Annotated in this window: 19 protein-coding genes; 3 read left to right on the forward strand and 16 right to left on the reverse strand. The window is 34.3% G+C overall.

Going from position 1 to position 22,766, the window contains the following annotated elements; translation table 11 throughout:
• Nucleotides 1–153 precede the first annotated feature (153 nt).
• The 3 genes from IDG60_RS05250 to tadA form a co-directional block, all read right to left on the reverse strand.
• On the reverse strand, nt 154–720 hold the full coding sequence (locus IDG60_RS05250; protein WP_000677261.1) for an NADPH-dependent FMN reductase: 567 nt from the start codon (nt 718–720) through the stop codon (nt 154–156).
• A 21-nt stretch (nt 721–741) separates the two neighbouring features.
• Nucleotides 742–1,611: a Cof-type HAD-IIB family hydrolase gene (locus IDG60_RS05255; protein ID WP_000593361.1), complete on the reverse strand. Its 870-nt coding sequence runs from the start codon at nt 1,609–1,611 to the stop codon at nt 742–744.
• A 146-nt stretch (nt 1,612–1,757) separates the two neighbouring features.
• Nucleotides 1,758–2,228 (reverse strand): tRNA adenosine(34) deaminase TadA, encoded by a 471-nt coding sequence (gene tadA / locus IDG60_RS05260; protein ID WP_000180281.1) that lies wholly within the window; start codon nt 2,226–2,228, stop codon nt 1,758–1,760.
• Nucleotides 2,229–2,294: 66 nt separating this feature from the next.
• Between tadA and IDG60_RS05265 the strand changes: the two genes are divergently transcribed.
• A complete protein-coding gene (locus IDG60_RS05265) occupies nt 2,295–2,912 on the forward strand; it encodes a deoxynucleoside kinase (RefSeq protein WP_001039516.1) in 618 nt (205 codons plus the stop codon).
• On the forward strand, nt 2,905–3,567 hold the full coding sequence (locus IDG60_RS05270; RefSeq protein WP_001067261.1) for a deoxynucleoside kinase: 663 nt from the start codon (nt 2,905–2,907) through the stop codon (nt 3,565–3,567). Before IDG60_RS05265 ends, IDG60_RS05270 begins: the two co-directional genes overlap by 8 nt.
• 115 nt (nt 3,568–3,682) lie before the next feature.
• Here IDG60_RS05270 and IDG60_RS05275 read toward each other — a convergent pair whose 3' ends face one another.
• From IDG60_RS05275 to IDG60_RS05300, 6 genes are all read right to left on the reverse strand, one after another.
• Complete coding sequence (locus tag IDG60_RS05275) at nt 3,683–4,366, reverse strand: HAD family hydrolase (protein ID WP_000454780.1); 684 nt, start codon at nt 4,364–4,366, stop codon at nt 3,683–3,685.
• Nucleotides 4,367–4,615: 249 nt separating this feature from the next.
• Nucleotides 4,616–5,692 carry a branched-chain amino acid aminotransferase gene (locus tag IDG60_RS05280; RefSeq protein ID WP_000076036.1) on the reverse strand — a complete coding sequence of 359 codons (1,077 nt, stop codon included), beginning with the start codon at nt 5,690–5,692 and terminating at the stop codon, nt 4,616–4,618.
• 335 nt (nt 5,693–6,027) lie between these two features.
• Entirely contained in the window at nt 6,028–6,993 is a 966-nt protein-coding gene (locus IDG60_RS05285) for an NAD-dependent epimerase/dehydratase family protein (protein WP_000723301.1), read from the reverse strand.
• Between the two features lie 213 nt (nt 6,994–7,206).
• A complete protein-coding gene (locus IDG60_RS05290) occupies nt 7,207–8,844 on the reverse strand; it encodes a ribulokinase (RefSeq protein ID WP_000122354.1) in 1,638 nt (545 codons plus the stop codon).
• A gap of 158 nt (nt 8,845–9,002) precedes the next feature.
• Nucleotides 9,003–9,881 (reverse strand): glyoxalase III HchA, encoded by an 879-nt coding sequence (gene hchA / locus IDG60_RS05295; protein WP_000076404.1) that lies wholly within the window; start codon nt 9,879–9,881, stop codon nt 9,003–9,005.
• 269 nt (nt 9,882–10,150) lie between these two features.
• Complete coding sequence (locus tag IDG60_RS05300; protein WP_000250823.1) at nt 10,151–11,338, reverse strand: glycine C-acetyltransferase; 1,188 nt, start codon at nt 11,336–11,338, stop codon at nt 10,151–10,153.
• A gap of 170 nt (nt 11,339–11,508) precedes the next feature.
• On the opposite strand from IDG60_RS05300, the gene IDG60_RS05305 reads away from it, so the two are divergent.
• Complete coding sequence (locus IDG60_RS05305; RefSeq protein ID WP_000887920.1) at nt 11,509–12,684, forward strand: M20 family metallopeptidase; 1,176 nt, start codon at nt 11,509–11,511, stop codon at nt 12,682–12,684.
• A gap of 281 nt (nt 12,685–12,965) precedes the next feature.
• On the opposite strand, the gene tuf is transcribed toward IDG60_RS05305, so the two are convergent.
• The 7 genes from tuf to IDG60_RS05340 form a co-directional block, all read right to left on the reverse strand.
• The gene (gene tuf / locus IDG60_RS05310) at nt 12,966–14,150 is read right to left on the reverse strand and encodes an elongation factor Tu (RefSeq protein ID WP_001040568.1); all 1,185 of its coding nucleotides are present in this window, start codon (nt 14,148–14,150) and stop codon (nt 12,966–12,968) included.
• Between the two features lie 216 nt (nt 14,151–14,366).
• The gene (fusA, locus tag IDG60_RS05315; protein ID WP_000090315.1) at nt 14,367–16,448 is read right to left on the reverse strand and encodes an elongation factor G; all 2,082 of its coding nucleotides are present in this window, start codon (nt 16,446–16,448) and stop codon (nt 14,367–14,369) included.
• A gap of 122 nt (nt 16,449–16,570) precedes the next feature.
• The gene (rpsG, locus tag IDG60_RS05320; protein WP_001137495.1) at nt 16,571–17,041 is read right to left on the reverse strand and encodes a 30S ribosomal protein S7; all 471 of its coding nucleotides are present in this window, start codon (nt 17,039–17,041) and stop codon (nt 16,571–16,573) included.
• Nucleotides 17,042–17,106: 65 nt separating this feature from the next.
• Nucleotides 17,107–17,520, reverse strand: a complete 414-nt coding sequence (rpsL, locus tag IDG60_RS05325) for a 30S ribosomal protein S12 (protein ID WP_001142337.1) — start codon at nt 17,518–17,520, stop codon at nt 17,107–17,109.
• Between the two features lie 97 nt (nt 17,521–17,617).
• Nucleotides 17,618–17,872 (reverse strand): ribosomal L7Ae/L30e/S12e/Gadd45 family protein, encoded by a 255-nt coding sequence (locus IDG60_RS05330; protein WP_000031892.1) that lies wholly within the window; start codon nt 17,870–17,872, stop codon nt 17,618–17,620.
• 136 nt (nt 17,873–18,008) lie between these two features.
• Entirely contained in the window at nt 18,009–21,605 is a 3,597-nt protein-coding gene (rpoC, locus tag IDG60_RS05335; protein ID WP_001788197.1) for a DNA-directed RNA polymerase subunit beta', read from the reverse strand.
• 163 nt (nt 21,606–21,768) lie between these two features.
• Nucleotides 21,769–22,766, reverse strand: a 998-nt coding sequence (locus IDG60_RS05340) for a DNA-directed RNA polymerase subunit beta (protein ID WP_481906081.1), incomplete at its 5' end; no start/stop codon positions are given.

A 22,766-nucleotide genomic window follows, 5' to 3' on the forward strand; every position in this document is an offset into this window, starting at 1 on the left:
GCCCAATAATGGACTGGCCGCCTAATAATAAAAACTCTAAAAGTTGTAATTTAAAATAGTTCTTTAAATTATATACCCACCACATTTGGTGGAGAACCGAAATACCTTAAGCTACATACCTATTTTTAATGTATATTTACATATTTTTTAATATTATTTTAAATGTTCATATGGACTATTATTCACAAAAGATACAATTTGATCGACAAATAATCTTGCTCGTAATTGGAATTCACTATCATTTAAGTAATATGAACCATCTTCATTTTTAGCAAAATCAGAATCATGTGTTGCTATTTGAGTTGGTACAGCAATGCCTAGTAAACTTCTGACGATTACTCTTAAATGTGACAATGGCTCTGAACTAACAATACCACCACTATTTCCTATTAAGCCTACAGGTTTCATTTTAAAATAATCCATATTTAGATGATCTAATGCATTTTTCAATATTCCAGAATATGAACCATGATAGTTTGGCGTTCCTAATATTAAAAAGTCCGCCGCCATTGCTTTCTCTTTTAAATCTTTCATATTTTGTTTGATTTCATCAATAGACGGTGTTGTTCCTGAAAAATCTAATTGATTTAACGGTTTTTCTGCTAAATCGAATATTTCCGCTTCAATATCATGTGTTTTAAAATGCTCAGTTAAGTATCTTGCTAGTGCACTTGTATGTGAATTCACTTGTGCACTGCCAATAATAATTAATCCTTTCATATTTGACCCCTCTTTTTTTTATTAAACTTGTTGTTCACGTAATAATTTCATAATAGCTTTTCCAACACCACTATTTTCATTCGTATCTGTGACATATTTCGCTATTTTTTTAACTTCTTCTGCACCATTTTCCATCGCAACTGGATAGCCAACTTTCTCTAACATTGATAAGTCATTTAAATTGTCACCTATTGCCATGACATCTTTCATTTCAATCCCTAATCTTTCGGCAATTGTTTCTAGCGCAATACCTTTTTGTGCATCTGAATGCGTTATTTCTATATTTCCTCTCGAAGATGATGATATAGCTAAATTCGGAGATTCAGCTAAAATTTTACTAGCTTTGTCAATTTTTTCTAAATTTCCATCAAATGCTAATATTTTCATAATTAATTCACCAGGTATGTTTTCAATAGCATCATAATTATCAACAACTTTCAACGTACCATTATCTATGCGTCTTTGAATACCATTTTTAATACGCTCAACGTTTGCATGTTGACCTGCACGCTCAGCAATATCTATGTAAATGTCTAAATCTCTTTGTGGATCTTCAGTATAAATCGCACGACTCGTGTATACTTGATAATAAATACCTGCATCTTTTAAAACATTTGTAATTTTGTGTACTAACGATTTATTAAGGTGTGAAGTGCTCATTACATTGAAAGTTTCATCACGTACTTCAGCACCATTCAAACAAATATATGGTACTGTTAAATCTGTGTCAGCAACTGGTGCTTGTGCTTCATAAAATGCTCGACCTGTCGCGATAACAACCGTTATCCCTTGTTCTTGAGCGTATTTAATCGCATCAATATTAGGTTGAGAAATTTCATGTGCTGCATTAAGTAGCGTGCCATCCATATCAGTGGCTATTAGTTTTATCATTATGTTACCTCGTTTCGTAAATTTAAAATCTTGTTCTTAAATAAGAATATATACTCAGCGCACATACTTTTCTATTAACATTTATATTGTCATTAATTTATCATATAATGTAATTCTAACAAATTTTAATTAGTATGTACTATCGTCTAATTGGTGGATTTCTTATTGGCTCTTAAGTTTTTAAAAAATGTTGTTAATAATGTGCTACATGCTTCTTTAAGTACACCTTTATCAACAATTGCACGATGATTAAAATTAGATTGTTGCAATAAATTCATTAAACTGCCACTACAACCACCTTTAGGATCATCTGCGCCATAGACGACTCTTGGAATGCGACTCATTACAATTGTTCCTGCGCACATGACACATGGTTCTAAGGTTACATATAATGTGCAACCTTCTAAACGCCAACTACCTAACACTTTGGCTGCACGTTCAATTGCAATATGTTCAGCATGCGCCGTTGGTTGTTGTAGTGTTTCTCTTAAATTATGTGCTCTAGCGATAACTTCATCATCTTTAGTGATGATAGCACCTATAGGTACTTCGCCTAGTTGAGCTGCTTTTTTAGCTTCTTCAATCGCTAATGTCATAAAATATATATCATTTGTCATTTATGTCCAGATACCTCACTTATGGTACAATACTCAATGTCTATTTTAACATTTGGAGATGTGAATATGAACAAACCTTTTATAGCAATTGAAGGTCCTATTGGCGTAGGTAAATCTTCACTTGCACACAAATTAAGTCAAACTTTAGATTTTTATGAAGAAAAAGAAATCATCACAGAAAATCCATTTTTATCAGACTTTTATGAAGATATCTCTAAATGGAGTTTTCAAACTGAAATGTTCTTTTTATGCAATAGATATAAGCAATTTCAAGATGTAACACAACTAAATCAAGGTGTAGTTAGTGATTATCATATACATAAAAATAAGATATTTGCTAAAAATACTTTGAGTCCTGTTGAATTTCAGAAATTCAGTAAAATTTATGATATTTTAACTGAAGATATGATTATGCCGAATATGATTATCTTTTTAGATGCAGACCTTGATGTGTTAAAATCTAGAATTGCTAAACGTAACCGTAGTTTTGAGCATCAAATAGAAGATGAATATCTGTTAAAGTTAAAAAAAGATTATCGTGAGTATTATGAGTCCTTACAAAGTAATGGTTCAAATGTAGTTTTAATCGATACAACTTCTATTGATTTTCTTAAAAATGAACAAGATTACGAAGATATATTACATATTATATTACCTATGATAGGAGATATTACCAATGAATAATTACGGTATTCCACAAAATGCCATTATAACCATTGCAGGTACAGTTGGTGTTGGAAAATCAACACTAACGCAAGCACTTGCAGATAAATTAAACTTTAAAACGTCTTTTGAAAATGTCGAACATAATCCATATTTAGATAAATTTTATAGCGATTTTGAACGATGGAGTTTCCATTTGCAAATTTACTTCTTAGCTGAACGTTTTAAAGAACAAAAGCGTATGTTTGAATATGGTGGTGGCTTTGTCCAAGATCGATCAATTTATGAAGATGTTGATATTTTTGCAAAAATGCATGAAGAAGAAGGCACAATGAGTAAAGAAGATTTCAAAACATATTCAGACTTATTTAATGCCATGGTCATGACACCTTATTTTCCTAAACCAGATGTAATGATTTATTTAGAATGTAACTATGATGAGGTCATTGATCGTATTATTGAACGTGGTCGCGAAATGGAAATTAATACAGACCCTGAATACTGGAAAAAGCTATTTAAACGCTATGACGATTGGATTAATAGCTTTAATGCATGTCCAGTTGTACGTATCAATATTAATGAATATGATATCCATAAGGACCCCGAATCTTTAAATCCTATGATAGACAAAATTGCTCGAATTATTCAAACATATCGACAAGTAGATACACGATAAAAGACTAAAGACATAGCGTATATGTTTATATTCAATGTATATTCCATAGATATCATCGATTACATTATCAATTCTATCGAATACATTAATTCACATATACACTATGTCTTTCTTTTTAATTTAAAGCTTCTAAAATATCTGCCGCACTATTTAAAATAATATCAGCTTCATGTAATTCTTCTTTTGTTGCAATACCTGTTAATACACCTATTGCCATACCTAAATTTGCATTACTTGCTGTCTTCATATCATTAGCAGTGTCTCCTACTATAGCTACTTTCTGAGGATCTACATTATATTGCTCAAATAAAGGCGATAATACTTTAGGATTTGGCTTCTCATAGGCATCCGCTTCGGTAGAAATGATCAAATCGAACAACGAGATAGCATTGGTATGTGCTAAAAATTGTTCTACACCTTTTTTAGTATCACTCGTAACAATACCAAGTTGATAGCCTTTTGCTTTCAAATCGATAAGTGCTTCTTTAACACCTTCTACCCAATTAATTTCAGGAATACGTTCATCTACCAGCTTTTGACTTGTTGACTTGGACCAGTCGGTTGTATCTTGTCCCGTCACATCATTAAATGCCTGGATAATTTGTTGTAAAGATCCTGAACCCATCACTGATTTTGGATCAATAGATTCTTTAATGACACCGAGTTGTCTTAAAGCAGCTTCTTTATTATGTACTGGGAAAGTCTCAAGCAATGATTGTACAAATCGTACCCCTATTTTTTCCCAACTTCTATCAAATTCAATTAACGTACCATCTTTATCAAATAATATCCATTCCATTGATATCAATACTCCTATTTATTTATTTCGTATTATGCTGATTCTATGATATTCGTTATCCCCTGAAAATGAACTCGTAGTATTGTTCTATTTAAATATTGAATTAAATATAATAATAAGTGAAATCCCCTTCAATACTTAACAATAAACATTGTAAACTTAATTTATTACCATGCTTCGCTTCATTGAAAGGGATTTTAGTCATGATTAACTTTTACATATTGTTTTCATGATTATATTCAATTTTTATTAATATTTTGGTACAACGACTCTCCAACCATTTTTATCTTCTAAAGTACCATTTTGAATACCAGTATAGACGTCGTATAATTTTTGAGTAATTTCACCAGTCTCATTATTATTAATAACGATTTCACGATCTTCGTATCTCAATGTACCCACAGGTGAAATAACTGCTGCAGTACCACTACCAAATACTTCTGTTAACTCACCTTTATCATATGATTCGAATAATTCATCGATTGAAACGCGGCGCTCTTCGACTTCATATCCTAAGTTTTTAGCTAATTCGATAATAGATTTACGTGTAATACCAGGTAAAATACTGCCATTCAACTCTGGTGTAATTACTTTTCCATTTTCAACGAAGAAAATATTCATGCTACCAACTTCTTCGATATATTTCTGTTCAACACCATCAAGCCATAATACTTGGTCATAACCTAATTTATTTGCATTTGTTTGTGCTAATAAACTTGCCGCATAGTTACCTGCAACTTTTGCAAAGCCTACACCGCCACGAACAGCACGCACATATTCATCTTCTACATAGATTTTAGTTGGTTTTAAAGTCTCACCACCATAATATGCACCTGAAGGAGATAAAATAATTAATAATTTATACTGATGTGATGCACCAACGCCAAGTGCCCCTTCTGTTGCAAAAACAAATGGACGAATATATAATGATTGACCTTCCCCTTCAGGAATCCAATCTCTTTCTATATCAACTAATTGTTTTAGCCCCTCTAACAATTCTGCTTCGTCTACTTGAGGCATTTCTAATCGTGCTAACGAGTTATTAAGACGCTTAAAATTTTCTTCAGGACGGAAAAGTGCAACTTCCCCATCTCTTTTATATGCTTTTAATCCTTCGAATACCGATTGACCATAATGAACACCTTGTGCAGCAGGTGAAATTTCAATAGGACCATAAGGTACTATCTTCAAATCATGCCATCCTTTATCTGCATCATAATCATAACTCAACATATAATCAGTAAAATATTTACCAAAACCTAGTTGAGATGTATTTGGTTTTTGTTTTAATGTTTCTCGTCGTTCAACTTTAACTGCTTGTGACATGGTGATTGCCTCCTAATAATATTGTATAAGAATTTGTTTAACTTAAATTATAACAATCCATATTTTGCTGTTCAATAAATTTTCTAAAAATTCAAAATTAATTAACAGATTTTCTAGAAAGACTATATCTTTTAGTATAAACGTATTAATTTCACAGAGACAAGTAATCTGTGTTTTACTAATATACTTTACATACAAAAAACTCTTTACTTTAAAATGAACTAAGCTCGCGAATTCAATATGTATAATGAATAATATTAGAATTCATGCACTAGTTTATTAAAATAAAGAGTAATTTAAAATATCATTCCGTGTATTAAAGTGAATGGAAATGATTAGTTATTATTTTTAACAGTATCTTTTTGTTCAATAGCTTCTAACATTAATTTAGTCATGCTCGCTAAATCATATTTAGGATCAAATCCCCATTCGCCACGTGAACAGCTTGTATCAATAGAATCCGGCCAACTATTAGCGATACCTTGTCTAATAGGATCAACATCATAATCTAATGTAAAATTTGGATAGTATTCTTGAATTGCTTCTTTTACCATCTCTGGATCAAAACTCATTGCGCTCAAATTATAACCGTTTCTAGTTTCTAATTTAGCGTCGTCTGCTTCCATAAGTTTAATAATTGCTTCAATTGCATCATCCATATACATCATATCCATATACGTGCCTTTATCTATGAAGCTTGTATAATGACCCTCTCTTACTGCTTTGAAGTATATTTCAACAGCATAGTCTGTAGTACCGCCACCTGGCTCTTTAACATGCGAGATTAAACCTGGGAATCTAACACTTCTTGTATCTACACCAAAACGTTTGAAATAGTATTGACACAATAATTCTCCAGCTACTTTATTTACACCATACATTGTCGTAGGTTGCTGAATCGTTACTTGTGGCGTATTAACTTTAGGAGTTGAGTCTCCAAATGCACCAATTGAACTTGGTGTGAAAAAGTGCAAATTATAAGTTCTTGCAGCTTCTAATGCATTCATTAATCCACCCATATTTAAATCCCAAGCTAGAATTGGATTTTTCTCTGCAGTTGCTGATAATAATGCTGCCATATGCATTAGACTATCCGCTTCAAAGTCCCTAACTAACTCAAACATGCGGTCACGATCTGTTACGTCTAAAATTTCAAATGGTCCATTTTGTACAGGTGAGTCTGCTTCAGGTTCCCTAATATCTGTAGCAAGAACATTATCTGTCCCATAAATTTCTCTGCACTTAACAACTAATTCTGTACCAATTTGTCCTAATGCACCAGTAATCATAATTTTTTTCATAGAAATATCTCCTTTGTCTCTTCTATATAGCTATAGTCCGTCACAAGCGGACATAATATTCATTTTCATAATAATTATAATATAAAAGCGCTTTCTTGTATATATGACATGTACATGTTGCTGATGTTTCTGTAAATGGAAATTCTAGTTGTATTAATTGATTTTAGTAATTTATAGCGTTTATTATTGCTAATTACTGTCAAATTAAATTTTTTATCCCTCAACTCTTAAACTCTGGATATCTTTCATTATATTAGCTTTTTTATAACCATGGATATCATGTAAAGCCTTATAAGCTTTAAATAATGTTTCATACCTTTGTACTTTTTCCGCTTCTGGATTAATTTCGTATAAAATTGGCTCTTTCATAGCATCAACTGCATCATTAATTGAATTATGTGCGCCACCACTGACTGCACCTAATATTGCTGCGCCTATTGCTGGTGCATACTCACTATCCATAACAATTAGTTTTTTATTCAGTACATTCGCATAGATATCCATCATAACAGCATTCTTTTTAGGTATACCGCCACATGCAAATACCTTTTCTACTTCCATATGCCAATCTTGATACTGTTGCATAATCATCTTAGTACCAAATGCTGTAGCTTCTAAATATGCTCTATAAATATCCTCATGCTTAGTTTGTAAAGTTAATCCAAAGATACAACCTGTTAAATTGCTATCACTTAATACACTTCGATTTCCATTATGCCAATCAAGAGCAATGAGCCCACTTTCACCTGGCATTTGATGTTTTATCTTTTCATTCATTAATTCAAATACAGTCATATTTCTATTTGCTGCTTCATCTACATATGACTTTGGTGCTTGCTTAGCGACATACTCAAACAAATCACCTACTGCTGATTGCCCCGCTTCATAAGCAAATAATTCTGGAATAATTGCTCCTTTTACAGAACCTGATATACCTGGCACTTGATGTTGCTTTTCATTTAACATAAGATGGCATGTGCTTGTTCCCATCACCATAGTCATTTCTTTATCTTTTTCAGACCCAATACCTAATAAACTAGCATGGGCATCAATAATAAAAGGACTTACCATAGTCTCTTTTGATAATCCTAATTTCTGTGCCATTTTATCGTCCAGTTTCCCTACTACTTCACCAATATTAACAACCGGTGCAGATACTTTATCTTGAATTACTTTTGATAATTTGGGGTCTATTTTATCAAATAAATCATAATGAAACCCTGTTTCTTCTTCCCAAAATGCTTTGAAACCTAATCCACAATTCGAGCGTACATTTTTATTAGTTAATTTATTTACAATCCAATCGCCCGCTTCCATAATATAAGCCGTTTTTTCCATAATTTCTGGTGCTCGATTCATGACTTCCATTATTTTGGGAATCATCCATTCACTACTAACATTATATCCATAATGGCCTAACCACTTATTATTATTTTCAATAGCAGTTTGATATAATTTCTCTGCTTCTTTATATGCACCATGATGTTTCCAAAGTTTCACATACGCATGTGGATTGTTTTTAAATTGTTTTAAATTATGTACCGGGTTAAGGTTTTCGTCAGTAAAAATAATAGTAGATGAAGTAAAGTCTATACCAATACCTACTATATTGACTGGATCTATTTTTGATTCACGTACTATATATGATATTCCTTCTTCCATAATTTCTAAATAATCATTACTATTTTGAAGTGCATATGTATGTGGTATTTTCAAACCATTTAATTCACTTTCAATGACACCATGTGTATATGGTTTCACAAATTTTGATACTACTTGACCGTTAGTTGTATTAATTAAAAACACACGGCCTGAAGCAGTTCCATAATCAATTCCAATGCTATAAGACATCATGTTTCCTCCATATCGCTAGTTGCGGTTATTAGTTTTGCAAGCGTTTTCTTAAATCATACTCATAATAGGTTCTATTTTACAAGTATCACTTAAATTTTGCCAAAAAAAAGAGCCCTCATACATTTACATATGAGGCTCCTCTAATTAATATTTAATTATTTATTTTGTATTGCATTTAACATTTCATTAACTGCTAATTTTCCTAACTCATTTGAAGCTAAAGGACTGTCACCTGTTAATAATTTACGATCTTTTAACGTTCTTCCTGTCATATCGTCGTTAACTACTTTTAATCCTTGTTTAGTTAATAAATCAGCAACTAACCATTTCAAGCGTCCAGGTAAATAACCTATTTCAATATTTGCACCTTCATCTAATGAGTCAGGGAAGACACAAACAGAGTATCCTTCTAATGGAGATTTTTCTCTGTTAAGCCCTGCTGAAAGTAGTGCTGCTGGTCCATGACATAATGTAACTATAAAGCGGTCATTGTCTAATGCCCAATCTAATGTTTGTTGAACGTCCTCACTTTCAGAAATACCAACAACTGCAGCATGTCCGCCTGGGATAAAGACAGATAAATAGTCTGAATCAGGTCCTAATTCATTTTTAATCACATCTGCTAATTTTTTTGGCTGTTTTAATTTTTCTTTCAATTTATTATAAGTACTTATAACTGCCTCGTCTTCAGTTGGCATAGCCCATAATTCTAATTTAACTGGATAACCAGATAATGTCGCAACATCAACGTCAAAACCTGCTTCCATTAAATGATGTAAAGGTAATAACATTTCAACAGGATGATTACCCGTAGAGAACATTTTTCCATTTTCCAATAATACATATCTCTCTTCAGCAGCAATCATCAATACTTTCCATTTACCATCTTTATAGGCACCTTTGTGTTCAACACCATCAAAATCTGTTTTAGGTGCTGTATATTGACTAAGGGAATATGGTGATGGGAAAAATGCGTTATCTTCTGCTTTATCTGGCGTTGGTTGCTTACTTAATTCATTTACATCTTGTGACATAGTTTATTCCTACTTTCTCTATATAGTTACTACTAGTATAGACATATACTACACACTATAAACATGTATTACTATTAAAATACTCATTATCAAAAATAATCAAAATGAATTTCTTTGTAAAAAATACAACTAAATTCTACAAGATGCTTTTAAAATTCAAACTTCAATTTTGGGGAGCACTAAACATTGTTATAAGAACTTACTGTTAATAAACTAAACATTAAAAAAAGCCCACGACAATATTTGCCGTGGGAATAAATAAATAAATATTAAATCAACTTCATTTCTTTTCCTACTTTTTCATAAGCCGCAATTGCTTCATCTAACATGTCTTTTGTATGTGCAGCTGTAGGCATATTTCTTACACGTCCTGTACCTCTTGGTACTGTTGGGAAAACGATAGATTTCACATAGACACCTTCGTCTTTTAAACGCTTACTAAATTCTTGAGTTGTTTTTTCATCACCAATAATTACTGGTGTAATTGGAGTTTCTGACTCACCTGTATCATATCCTAATTTTGACAATCCATTTTTTAAATATTGTGCATTGTCCCATAATTTATCATGTAATTCAGTTGAATCCATTAACTTTTTAACTGCTTCAGTTATTGCTTTGGTATCCCCAGGTGCTAATGATGTAGAGAATAAGAATGGTCGTGATTGTGCTTTTAACCAATCTATTAACTCTTTTGTACCTGCTACATAGCCGCCAACGACACCAATTGCTTTAGAAAGCGTACCTATTTGGAAATCGATTTTATCTTGTAAACCAAAATGTTTAACCGTACCAGCGCCTTTACCCATAACACCTGAACCATGAGCGTCGTCAACATAAGTTAATAAACCAAATTCTTCTGCAATTTCTACAATTTCAGGTAATTTAGCCACATCACCATCCATACTAAAAACGCCATCAGTGATATACATCACTTTATTGTATTGACCTGATTCAACTGCTTCTTTTGCTTTCGCACGTAAATCATCCATGTCTGAATGGTTAACTCGAATAATTTTAGCTTTAGATAAGCGACATCCATCAATAATTGATGCATGATTAAGCTCATCTGATAAAATAGCATCATTTTTATTCATGACAGCTGAAATAGCAGCCATATTACAATTAAATCCTGACTGATAAGCTATTGCAGCTTCTGTTCCTTTAAATTTTGCTAGTGTTTCTTCTAATTCGTCGTGTAAATCTAATGTACCATTGATTGTACGAACAGCGCCTGCACCTACACCATGTGTATCAATAGCTGCTTTTGCAGCTGATTTCAAATCTTCATTTGTTGCTAGTCCTAAATAATTATTTGAAGATAAGTTAATGTATGATTTCCCATTGATTTTGATTTCTGGTCCGTTTGCACCTTCAATTGTATCTATTTCATTATACAAACCATTTTCTTTTAGATAATTTATATTTTCCTCTAAAAACTCATGTAATGATTGAACCACAGTATATAATCCCCCTTAAGTATTGTTTGGTAATACCTTTATCATACAGTAATTCTACATAACTTGAAAGCCTTATCATTCATAGATAAAATATCTCAAAGCAATCATTTAGTACGATAATTTCATAAAATGTTATACTATAAACATTATTTTAGAAAGTAGTGATAAGGGTGTTAGATTGGTTCCAACTAGCAAATAATAAAGAAAATAAAACAATTCAACTCAGACGTTATTTACACCAATATCCTGAGTTATCTTTTGAAGAATTTCAAACACATGATTATATTGTTAACCAATTAAGCCAGTTATCTTGTGATATTGAAACTCCTATCGGCCGCAATGGTATCAAAGCCACATTTAAAGGCTTGGGCACAGGACCTACCATTGCATTAAGAGCTGACTTTGATGCGTTACCTGTCGAGGAATTAAACGATGTGCCTTATAAGTCTAAAAATCCAGGATGTATGCATGCGTGTGGGCATGATGGTCATACAGCAATTTTACTTACTGTAGCAGAGATTTTAGATGAACATAAACATTTATTAGAAGGTAATGTTGTATTAATATTCCAGTACGGTGAAGAAATCATGCCAGGTGGTTCTCAAGAAATGATAGATGCTGGATGTCTGGAAAATGTAGATAGAATTTACGGTACACATTTATGGAGTGGTTATCCTACTGGAACTATTCATTCACGTGCGGGGGCAATCATGGCCTCTCCAGATGAATTTAGCGTCACAATTAAAGGTCGTGGTGGTCATGGTGCCAAACCTCATGAAACCATTGACCCAATAGTAATCATGGCAGAGTTCATTTTAAGTGCACAAAAAATAATTTCACGTACGATCGATCCAGTTAAACAAGCTGTACTTTCATTTGGAATGATTCAAGCAGGTACCACAGATAGCGTTATTCCTGATCAAGCATTTTGTAAAGGTACAGTTAGAACTTTCGATTCAGATATACAGAATCATGTAATGGACAAAATGGATAAGCTTCTACAAGGTTTAGCAATAGCAAATGATATTAACTATGATTTGAATTATATTAAAGGGTATTTGCCTGTCCATAATAACGAGAAAGCATATCAAGTTATTAAAGAAGCAACAAATGACTTACATGTACGCTTTAATGAATCAGATTTAATGATGATTGGAGAAGATTTTTCACATTATTTGAAAGTACGACCAGGTGCATTCTTTCTGACTGGTTGTGGTAATGAAAGTAAAGGTATTACAGCGCCACACCATAATCCCAAATTTGATATTGATGAAAAATCATTAAAATACGCTGTAGCTGTATTTTTAAAAATCATTGAATTAGAGCAAGTATTTAAAACAAATTAAGCATTTAAATTAATTGAAAGATATGAATCTGGGACATAAACTAATGAAATGCTCCCTTCAAAGTAGACATTGAAAAAATGAAAACTTTGAAGGGAGCATTTTACAATGTCCAAGACTCAACAATTTTATTTAAACAGTATTATCAGTTATAAGTTTTATTAGTCAGTCTTTCATCAATTATTGTTCTTCTAAATCGAATAGCCATTACAAAATTTACACATTAAAAAAAGACCCCTCGATTGAGGGATCTTCTTTTTATATAAAATCTAAGAAATTAGAAATTATTTAATGATTTCAGTAACAACGCCTGATCCTACAGTACGTCCACCTTCGCGGATTGAGAAACGAGTACCGTCTTCAATCGCGATTGGAGCGATTAATTCTACTGTCATTTCAACGTTATCACCAGGCATTACCATTTCAGTACCTTCTGGTAAGTGAACAACACCAGTTACGTCAGTAGTACGGAAATAGAATTGTGGACGATAGTTTGAGAAGAATGGAGTGTGACGTCCACCTTCGTCTTTTGATAATACGTATACTTCTGCTTTAAATTCAGTATGTGGTGTAATTGAACCAGGAGCAGCTAATACTTGACCACGTTGTACGTCTTCACGAGCAACACCACGTAATAATGCACCAATGTTGTCACCAGCTTCAGCGTAGTCTAATAATTTACGGAACATTTCAACACCTGTAACAGTTGTTTTAGATGTGTCATGTAAACCGATGATTTCAACTTCTTCACCAACTTTGATTTGACCACGTTCAACACGGCCTGTAGCAACAGTACCACGACCAGTGATTGAGAATACGTCTTCAACTGGCATCATGAATGGTTTGTCAGAATCACGTTCTGGAGTTGGAATGTAAGTATCTACAGCTTCCATTAATTCTAAGATTTTTTCTTCGTATTGAGCATCGCCTTCTAAAGCTTTTAATGCTGAACCAGCGATTACAGGTACATCGTCACCTGGGAAGTCATATTCGCTTAATAAGTCACGAACTTCCATTTCTACTAATTCTAATAATTCTTCATCGTCAACCATGTCAACTTTGTTTAAGAATACTACTAATGCTGGTACACCAACGTTACGTGATAAAAGAATGTGTTCACGAGTTTGTGGCATTGGACCGTCAGCAGCAGATACTACTAAGATACCGCCGTCCATTTGAGCAGCACCAGTGATCATGTTTTTAACGTAGTCAGCGTGTCCTGGGCAGTCAACGTGAGCGTAGTGACGTTTGTCAGTTTGGTACTCAATGTGAGAAGTATTGATTGTGATACCACGTTCTTTTTCTTCTGGAGCGTTGTCAATCATGTCATATGATTGTGCAACTGAGTCACCATTTTTTGCTAATACAGTAGCGATTGCTGCTGTTAATGTTGTTTTACCATGGTCAACGTGACCGATAGTACCGATATTGGCATGTTCTTTAGAACGATCGAATTTTTCTTTTGCCATTATAAAATCTCTCCTATTCTAATTAAAAATAATATTTAAATTTATCTCTCATGATAGTTTCTCACCATCATGAGAAATTATTTATAGCGATGCAAAAAGAATTTTACAATTCTTTTATAATGCATTCACCCCAAAAAATCAAACTATAAAGATGATAGCTTACATTTAAGCTCACCTTGTATTTTAACCTAGGCTAGCTAGTCAAAACAAGTTATATTATTCACCTTTATTTTTCTTGATAATATCTTCAGCGATTGATTTTGGAACTTCAGCATAGTGATCGAAGTACATAGTGTAAGTACCGCGACCTTGAGTGTTTGAACGTAATGATGTTGCATAACCGAACATTTCTGAAAGTGGTACATAAGCATTAACAACTTGTGCATTACCACGAGGTTCCATACCATCAACACGTCCACGACGAGATGTTACGTCACCCATGATATCACCCATGTACTCTTCAGGCATTTCAATAGTTACTTTCATCATTGGTTCTAAGATTACAGGATCACATTTTTTAGCAGCTTCTTTAAGTGCTAATGATGCAGCAATTTTGAAGGCCATTTCAGATGAATCGACATCATGGTATGAACCATCATATAATTTAGCTTTAACATCAATTAAAGGATAACCTGCTAAGACACCATTTTCCATAGCATCTTTAAGACCAGCTTCTACTGATGGAATGTATTCACGAGGAACTACACCACCAACGATAGCGTTTTCGAATTCGAAACCTGCGCCTGTTTCGTTTGGTGTGAATTCAATGTGAACATCACCGTATTGACCACGACCACCAGATTGACGAGAGAATTTACCTTGAACTTGTGCAGATGATTTGAATGTTTCACGATATGAAACCATTGGAGCACCTACGTTACATTCAACGTTGAATTCTTTCTTCATACGGTCTACTAAGATGTCTAAGTGAAGCTCACCCATACCACCGATGATAACTTGTCCAGTTTCTTCGTCAGTGTGTGCATGGAATGTTGGGTCTTCTTCTTGTAATTTAACTAAAGCTTGAGTCATTTTATCTTGGTCAGCTTTAGATTTTGGCTCTACTGATAAGTGAATAACTGGCTCTGGGAATTCCATTGATTCCAAGATAATGTCATTTTTCTCACCACATAAAGTATCACCAGTACCTGTATCTTTAAGACCTACCGCAGCCGCGATATCTCCAGAGTATACAGTATCGATTTCTTGACGTGAGTTAGCGTGCATTTGTAATAAACGACCTACACGTTCACGTTTACCTTTAGTAGAGTTCTTAACGTATGAACCAGATGTCATTGTACCTGAATACACACGGAAGAATGTTAATTTACCAACATAAGGGTCAGTCATAACTTTGAACGCTAATGCAGCGAATTCAGCTGAATCGTCTGCTTTCGCGATTACTTCTTCTTCAGGGTTGCTAGCACGGTGACCAATAATTGGTTTAACGTCTAGTGGTGAAGGTAAGTAATCAATTACAGCGTCAAGCATTAATTGAACACCTTTGTTTTTGAAAGCTGTACCACAAAGTACTGGGTAGAATTCTACGTTAGTAGTAGCTTGGCGGATAGCTTCTTTTAATTCAGAAACTGAAATTTCTTCGTCACCAAGATATTTTTCCATTAATTCGTCGCTAGTTTCTGCAACTGCTTCGATTAAGCTAGCACGAGCTTCTTCAGCTCTATCTAAGTGGTCTTCAGGAATTTCAATTTCTTCAATTTCAGTACCTAAATCATTTGTATATTTGAAACATTTCATTTCAACTAAGTCAATGATTGCTTCGAATTCGTCTTCCGCACCAATTGGTAATTGGATTGGAGCAGCGTTAGCTTGTAAACGATCATGTAATGTACTTACAGAGTATTCGAAGTTAGCACCTAATTTGTCCATTTTGTTTACAAATACGATACGTGGAACACCATAAGTTGTAGCCTGACGCCAAACTGTTTCAGTTTGTGGTTCAACACCTGATTGTGCATCAAGTACTGTAACTGCTCCGTCAAGTACACGTAATGAACGTTCAACTTCTACAGTGAAGTCTACGTGTCCAGGTGTATCGATAATGTTTACACGGTGACCTTCCCAAGCTGCTGTTGTTGCAGCAGATGTGATAGTAATACCACGGTCTTGTTCTTGCTCCATCCAGTCCATTTGTGAAGCACCTTCGTGTGTTTCACCAATTTTGTGGATACGGCCAGTGTAATAAAGAATACGTTCAGTCGTAGTCGTTTTACCAGCATCAATGTGAGCCATGATACCGATATTACGAGTTTTTTCTAATGAAAATTCTCTAGCCATGTATTTTTTCTCCTTCCAGTTTATATTACTGAATAAATACGATAGATATGGCGATGCCCTAAGCATGAACGCTTAATGAAAATTCATTAATATAGAACACACTCAGGGTAAAAGCTTTTATCTTACCAACGGTAGTGAGCAAATGCTTTGTTTGCTTCAGCCATTTTGTGAGTGTCCTCACGTTTCTTAACGGCACCACCTGTATTATTTGCTGCATCTAAAATTTCGTTAGCTAAACGATCTTCCATCGTTTTTTCACCACGAAGACGTGCATAGTTAACTAACCAACGTAAACCTAAAGTAGTACGACGCTCTGGACGAACTTCTACTGGTACTTGATAGTTAGAACCACCTACACGACGAGCTTTAACTTCTAATACTGGCATAATGTTGTTGATTGCTTCTTCGAATACTTCTAATGCATCACGACCACTGCGTTGTTCAACTAGGTCGAATGCTGAATAAAGAATTCTTTGTGCTGTTCCACGTTTACCATCTAACATAATTTTGTTAATTAATTTAGTTACTAACTTAGAGTTATGAATTGGATCTGGTAATACGTCTCTTTTAGGTACTGATCCTTTACGAGGCATAATGTAAATCCTCCCTTCCTTATATTAAATATTTTAAGTTTAAGATTTAATTAAAAACTAAATTCTTAGTTTTTAGGTTTCTTAGTTCCGTATAATGAACGACCTTGTCTACGTCCGTCAACACCTGAAGTATCAAGTGCTCCACGTACAATATGGTAACGCACACCTGGTAAGTCTTTTACACGTCCACCACGTACAAGTACAACACTGTGTTCTTGTAAGTTATGTCCGATACCAGGGATGTATGCGTTAATTTCGATGTTGTTTGATAAACGCACACGTGCATATTTACGTAACGCTGAGTTAGGTTTTTTAGGTGTCATTGTACCTACACGAGTACATACACCACGTTTTTGTGGTGAGTTTAAGTCAGTAAATTTTTTCTTTTTACTGTTGAAACCTTTATTTAAAGCTGGAGAATCTGATTTTTTGATTTTGCTTTGTCTTGGTTTACGTACTAATTGGTTAATAGTTGGCATGTGATATGTCCTCCTCTCTTCACTTTTTAATCCCACACATCCAGGTGGTTCATTTTTAGGTTAAATAAAATTTAGTAAGTAAAACACTTACTAATTCTCATTTAATCAATGCTACTATTGTCGCATTGACGTTAATACCTACATGTTTACCCAAAGCATGTTTGCTTTTGAAAAAAGATACAGGTATATTTTTCTGATTGATTTGGCTTAACACGCGAGTCATTAAATATACTTCAACGTCTTCAGCAATAATCAAAGATGTAACTTGATCTTTCTTTAACGCTTTAAGCGTTTCTTTAAGACCAACTACAAAATGTTGTTTGTTAAAGCGTGCAACTTTTTCCTTAGACAATAATTTATCCTCCAAAGTTCTGCTTGCATCAACCTTTAATATTTTAACATTGAACAAGAGAATTCGTCAACATTAAATCAAATAATTTACATAAAAATAACAAGAGGCTAAAGCATTAGCCTCTGTTATATACTTGTTATTCCGTTACTTCAGTTTGAGATTCAACTTCTGCAACTGGTTTAGCTGTTTTTTCGTATTTTACGTCGCTATAACGTCTCATACCAGTACCAGCTGGAATTAACTTACCAATAATTACGTTTTCTTTAAGACCTAATAAGTCATCACGCTTACCTTTAATTGCTGCATCTGTAAGAACTCTTGTTGTTTCTTGGAATGATGCTGCAGATAAGAAACTTTCTGTTTCAAGTGATGCTTTAGTAATACCAAGTAATACTGGTTTAGCTGTTGCAGGACGCTTACGGTGTTTAAATGCTTCTCTATTTGCATCTGTAAAGTTATGAATATCAACTAATGAACCTGGTAATAACTTCGTATCACCTGCTTCGATAATTCTAACTTTACGTAACATTTGTCGAACCATAACCTCAACGTGTTTATCGTCGATTTCTACACCTTGCATACGGTAAACTTTTTGTACTTCTTTTAATAAGTAGCTTTCAGTCGCGTTTAATCCAGCAACAGATAAGTAATTCTTAGGTTCAATAGAACCTTCAGTTAATACTTCACCACGTTGAACTGGTTGACCGATTTCTACAATAATTCTTGAAGTACCTGAAGCAAGGTATGATCTTGTTTCATTAGCACCTTTAACAACAATTTCTTGTTGTCTATCTTTTGCTAATTTAATATCTTCTACGACACCTTCGATTTCCGTAATTACCGCTTGACCTTTAGGGTTACGTGCTTCGAAAATCTCTTGAATACGAGGAAGACCTTGTGTGATATCGCTACCTGCTACCCCACCTGTATGGAATGTACGCATTGTAAGCTGTGTACCTGGTTCACCGATAGATTGGGCTGCAATTGTACCAACTGCTTCACCAACTTCAACTTTTTCACCAGTAGCAAGGTTTTTACCGTAACATTTTTCACAAACACCATGTCGTGCGTTACAAGTAAATGCTGAGCGAATATACATTTGTTCAATACCAGCATCTGTAATTTTCTTAGCAATTTCAGGTGTAATTAATTCATCAGGACGAATGATTATTTCATCAGTTTCAGGATGACGAATTGTTTCTTTAGAATAACGACCTTCAATACGTTCGATAAATGGTTCAATCATTTCTGTACCTTCTTTAATATCAGAAACTAATAAACCTCTATCAGTACCACAGTCTTCTTCACGAACAATAACATCTTGTGCCACGTCAACAAGACGACGAGTAAGATATCCTGAGTCAGCTGTTTTAAGTGCTGTATCGGCAAGACCTTTACGTGCACCGTGAGTTGAGATGAAGTATTCAAGTACTGTTAAACCTTCACGGAATGAAGATGTGATTGGTAATTCGATAATCTTACCAGATGGTGCGGCCATCAATCCACGCATACCTGCTAACTGTGTAAAGTTAGATGCGTTACCACGGGCACCTGAATCACTCATCATGAAGATTGGGTTAGTTTTATCAAGTGATTGCATCAATTCACCTTGAATTTGATCTTTTGCATCTGTCCAAATTTCAACAACTGCATTATATCTTTCTTCTTCAGTGATTAAACCACGGTTGAATTGTTTTGTAATTCTGTCGACTAATTTTTCATGCTCATCAAGTATTTGTTGCTTATCAGGTAATACTACGATATCAGCAACACCTACTGTAATACCAGCTTTAGATGAGAATTTGAATCCTAAGTCTTTCATACGGTCTAACATCATTGATGTATCAGTGATGCTAAATCTGTTGAATACTTCTGCAATAATATTACCTAAGAATTTTTTGTTGAAAGGTTCAATTAATTCTTCATTTTCAAAGTATTCTTTTAATCCACCTTCACCTAAAGTTGTAGGATCGATGAAATATCTGTTTGGTGTCTTTCTTTCTAAGTTTTCTTGCGTAGGTTCATTAATATAAGCAAATGAATCTGGAATGATTTCATTGAATATAATTTTACCTACTGACGTAGCAAGAATCTTTTTGTTTTGTTCTTCAGTAAATGTTGGATTATTGAACGAACTTGCATGTACACCAATTCTAGTGTGTAAATGTACAAAGCCATTTGCATATGCTTTTAATACTTCATTTGTATTATTAAAGATTGCGCCTGTATTTACTGCATCTTTTCTTTCTAAAGTAAGGTAATAGTTACCAAGTACCATATCTTGTGATGGTGTAACTACAGGTTTACCATCTTTAGGGTTCAAGATGTTTTGTGCTGCTAACATCAACATTCTCGCTTCAGCTTGTGCCTCTTTTGATAAAGGAACGTGAACCGCCATTTGGTCACCGTCAAAGTCAGCATTATAAGCTGTTGTTACAAGTGGATGTAGACGAATCGCACGACCTTCAACTAAAGTTGGTTCAAATGCTTGAATACCAAGTCTATGAAGTGTTGGTGCACGGTTAAGTAATACAGGATGTTCTCTAATTACTTCTTCCAATACGTCCCAAACTTCATCATCCATACGTTCGATTTTACTCTTCGCATTTTTAATGTTAGTTGCAATTTCACGTTGAACTAATTCTTTCATTACGAATGGTTTAAATAGTTCAAGTGCCATTTCTTTTGGTAAACCACATTGGTACATTTTCAAGCTTGGACCTACTGCAATAACTGAACGTCCTGAATAGTCGACACGTTTACCAAGTAAGTTTTGACGGAAACGACCTTGTTTACCTTTTAACATATGAGATAAAGATTTTAATGGACGGTTACCTGGGCCAGTAACTGGACGACCACGACGACCATTATCAATTAAAGCGTCAACGGCTTCTTGTAACATACGTTTTTCGTTTTGAACGATGATACCAGGTGCACCTAAATCTAATAAACGTTTCAAACGATTATTTCGATTAATTACACGACGGTATAAGTCGTTTAAGTCACTTGTTGCAAATCGTCCACCATCTAATTGAACCATTGGACGAATTTCTGGTGGGATGATTGGAAGTACATCTAAAATCATCCATGAAGGTTTGTTACCTGAATTACGGAATGATTCAACAACTTCTAAACGTTTAATTGCACGAGTAAGTCTTTGACCAGTAGCTGATTCCAACTCATCGCGTAACAATTTAAGTTCTTCGTCAAGATCAATCTCTTCAAGTAAATCTTTAATACCTTCTGCACCCATTTTTGCAACGAATTGACCTGGGTATTTATCATAATAATCTCTGAATTCAGCTTCAGATAATAAAGTTTTCTTTTCTAAACCAGTTGGACCTGGATCTACAACAACATAAGAAGCAAAGTAAATAACCTCTTCTAATGCTCTTGGTGACATGTCAAGTAATAATCCCATACGACTTGGTATACCTTTGAAATACCAAATGTGAGAAACTGGAGCAGCAAGTTCAATGTGACCCATTCTTTCACGACGTACTTTAGATTTAGTTACTTCAACTCCACATCTGTCACAGACCATGCCTTTGTAGCGAACACGTTTGTATTTACCACAACTACATTCCCAGTCTTTTGTAGGTCCGAAAATTCTTTCACAGAATAGACCATCTTTTTCAGGTTTTAATGTACGGTAGTTGATTGTTTCAGGTTTTTTAACTTCACCAAAAGACCAAGAACGGATTTTTTCAGGTGAAGCCAATCCTATTTTCATATAATGGAAATTATTTACATCAATCAAGGAGCCTACCTCCTTCAATTTAGATTAGCTGTGCTATTTGATTGATTTGCATTTATTTAAAATGGCTTAAAGTACTAAACTGAATCATCAATAAAATTCAGCTTAGTATCTTTTTGCCTGTTTTGTAAATTGCGTATTAATCAGTAACTTCTTTTTGTGTTTCAGGAGCATCATTTTGTTGTAAATCTACTTTGCGTTCTACAACATCATCGTCATCAACGTCTGTCATTTCGATTTCATTATCTTGCTCATCCATAACTTTTACATCTAAACCTAAACTTTGTAATTCTTTCATCAATACTCGGAATGATTCTGGAACACTTGGTCTAGAGATGTTTTCACCTTTAACAATAGCCTCGTATGTTTTCACACGTCCTACTGTATCATCGGATTTGTAAGTTAAGATTTCTTGTAATGTGTATGCAGCACCATATGCTTCAAGTGCCCATACCTCCATCTCACCGAAACGTTGTCCACCGAATTGCGCTTTACCGCCAAGTGGTTGTTGTGTAACAAGTGAATATGGTCCTGTTGAACGCGCATGTAATTTATCATCAACCATGTGCGCAAGTTTCAACATGTACATTACACCTACTGAAATACGGTTATCGAATGGTTCACCTGTACGTCCATCATAAAGTACAGTTTTACCATCACGAGCCATACCAGCTTCTTCAATTGTTGACCATACATCGTCATCGTTTGCACCGTCAAATACTGGTGATGCAACGTGAATACCAAGATTTTTAGCAGCCATACCTAAGTGTAGCTCTAATACTTGTCCGATGTTCATACGAGATGGTACACCAAGAGGATTTAACATGATATCGATCGGACGTCCATCTGGTAAGTAAGGCATATCTTCTTCAGGAACAATCTTAGAAATGACACCTTTGTTACCATGTCGACCACACATCTTATCACCAACATGAATTTTACGTTTTTGAACGATATATACACGTACTAATTGGTTTACACCAGGTGATAATGTATCGTCGCCTTCTTCACGATTGAATACTTTTACATCAAGAACGATACCGCCAGCGCCGTGAGGTACACGTAATGAAGTATCTCTAACTTCACGTGCTTTTTCACCAAAGATTGCATGTAACAATCTTTCTTCGGCAGTTAACT

Source organism: Staphylococcus sp. EG-SA-2, assembly GCF_017152085.1.

What these genes read in the sequence shown, in the direction of transcription:
- IDG60_RS05270 (WP_001067261.1), top strand. Translation starts at nt 2,905, where the DNA reads ATGAATAATTACGGTATTCCACAAAATGCCATTATAACCATTGCAGGT.
- rpsG (WP_001137495.1), bottom strand. Translation starts at nt 17,041, where the DNA reads ATGCCTCGTAAAGGATCAGTACCTAAAAGAGACGTATTACCAGATCCA.
- IDG60_RS05255 (WP_000593361.1), bottom strand. Translation starts at nt 1,611, where the DNA reads ATGATAAAACTAATAGCCACTGATATGGATGGCACGCTACTTAATGCA.
- tuf (WP_001040568.1), bottom strand. Translation starts at nt 14,150, where the DNA reads ATGGCAAAAGAAAAATTCGATCGTTCTAAAGAACATGCCAATATCGGT.
- hchA (WP_000076404.1), bottom strand. Translation starts at nt 9,881, where the DNA reads ATGTCACAAGATGTAAATGAATTAAGTAAGCAACCAACGCCAGATAAA.
- IDG60_RS05265 (WP_001039516.1), top strand. Translation starts at nt 2,295, where the DNA reads ATGAACAAACCTTTTATAGCAATTGAAGGTCCTATTGGCGTAGGTAAA.
- rpsL (WP_001142337.1), bottom strand. Translation starts at nt 17,520, where the DNA reads ATGCCAACTATTAACCAATTAGTACGTAAACCAAGACAAAGCAAAATC.
- IDG60_RS05285 (WP_000723301.1), bottom strand. Translation starts at nt 6,993, where the DNA reads ATGAAAAAAATTATGATTACTGGTGCATTAGGACAAATTGGTACAGAA.
- IDG60_RS05280 (WP_000076036.1), bottom strand. Translation starts at nt 5,692, where the DNA reads ATGTCACAAGCAGTTAAAGTTGAACGACGAGAAACATTAAAACAAAAA.
- IDG60_RS05290 (WP_000122354.1), bottom strand. Translation starts at nt 8,844, where the DNA reads ATGTCTTATAGCATTGGAATTGATTATGGAACTGCTTCAGGCCGTGTG.
- tadA (WP_000180281.1), bottom strand. Translation starts at nt 2,228, where the DNA reads ATGACAAATGATATATATTTTATGACATTAGCGATTGAAGAAGCTAAA.
- rpoC (WP_001788197.1), bottom strand. Translation starts at nt 21,605, where the DNA reads ATGAAAATAGGATTGGCTTCACCTGAAAAAATCCGTTCTTGGTCTTTT.
- IDG60_RS05275 (WP_000454780.1), bottom strand. Translation starts at nt 4,366, where the DNA reads ATGGAATGGATATTATTTGATAAAGATGGTACGTTAATTGAATTTGAT.
- IDG60_RS05250 (WP_000677261.1), bottom strand. Translation starts at nt 720, where the DNA reads ATGAAAGGATTAATTATTATTGGCAGTGCACAAGTGAATTCACATACA.
- fusA (WP_000090315.1), bottom strand. Translation starts at nt 16,448, where the DNA reads ATGGCTAGAGAATTTTCATTAGAAAAAACTCGTAATATCGGTATCATG.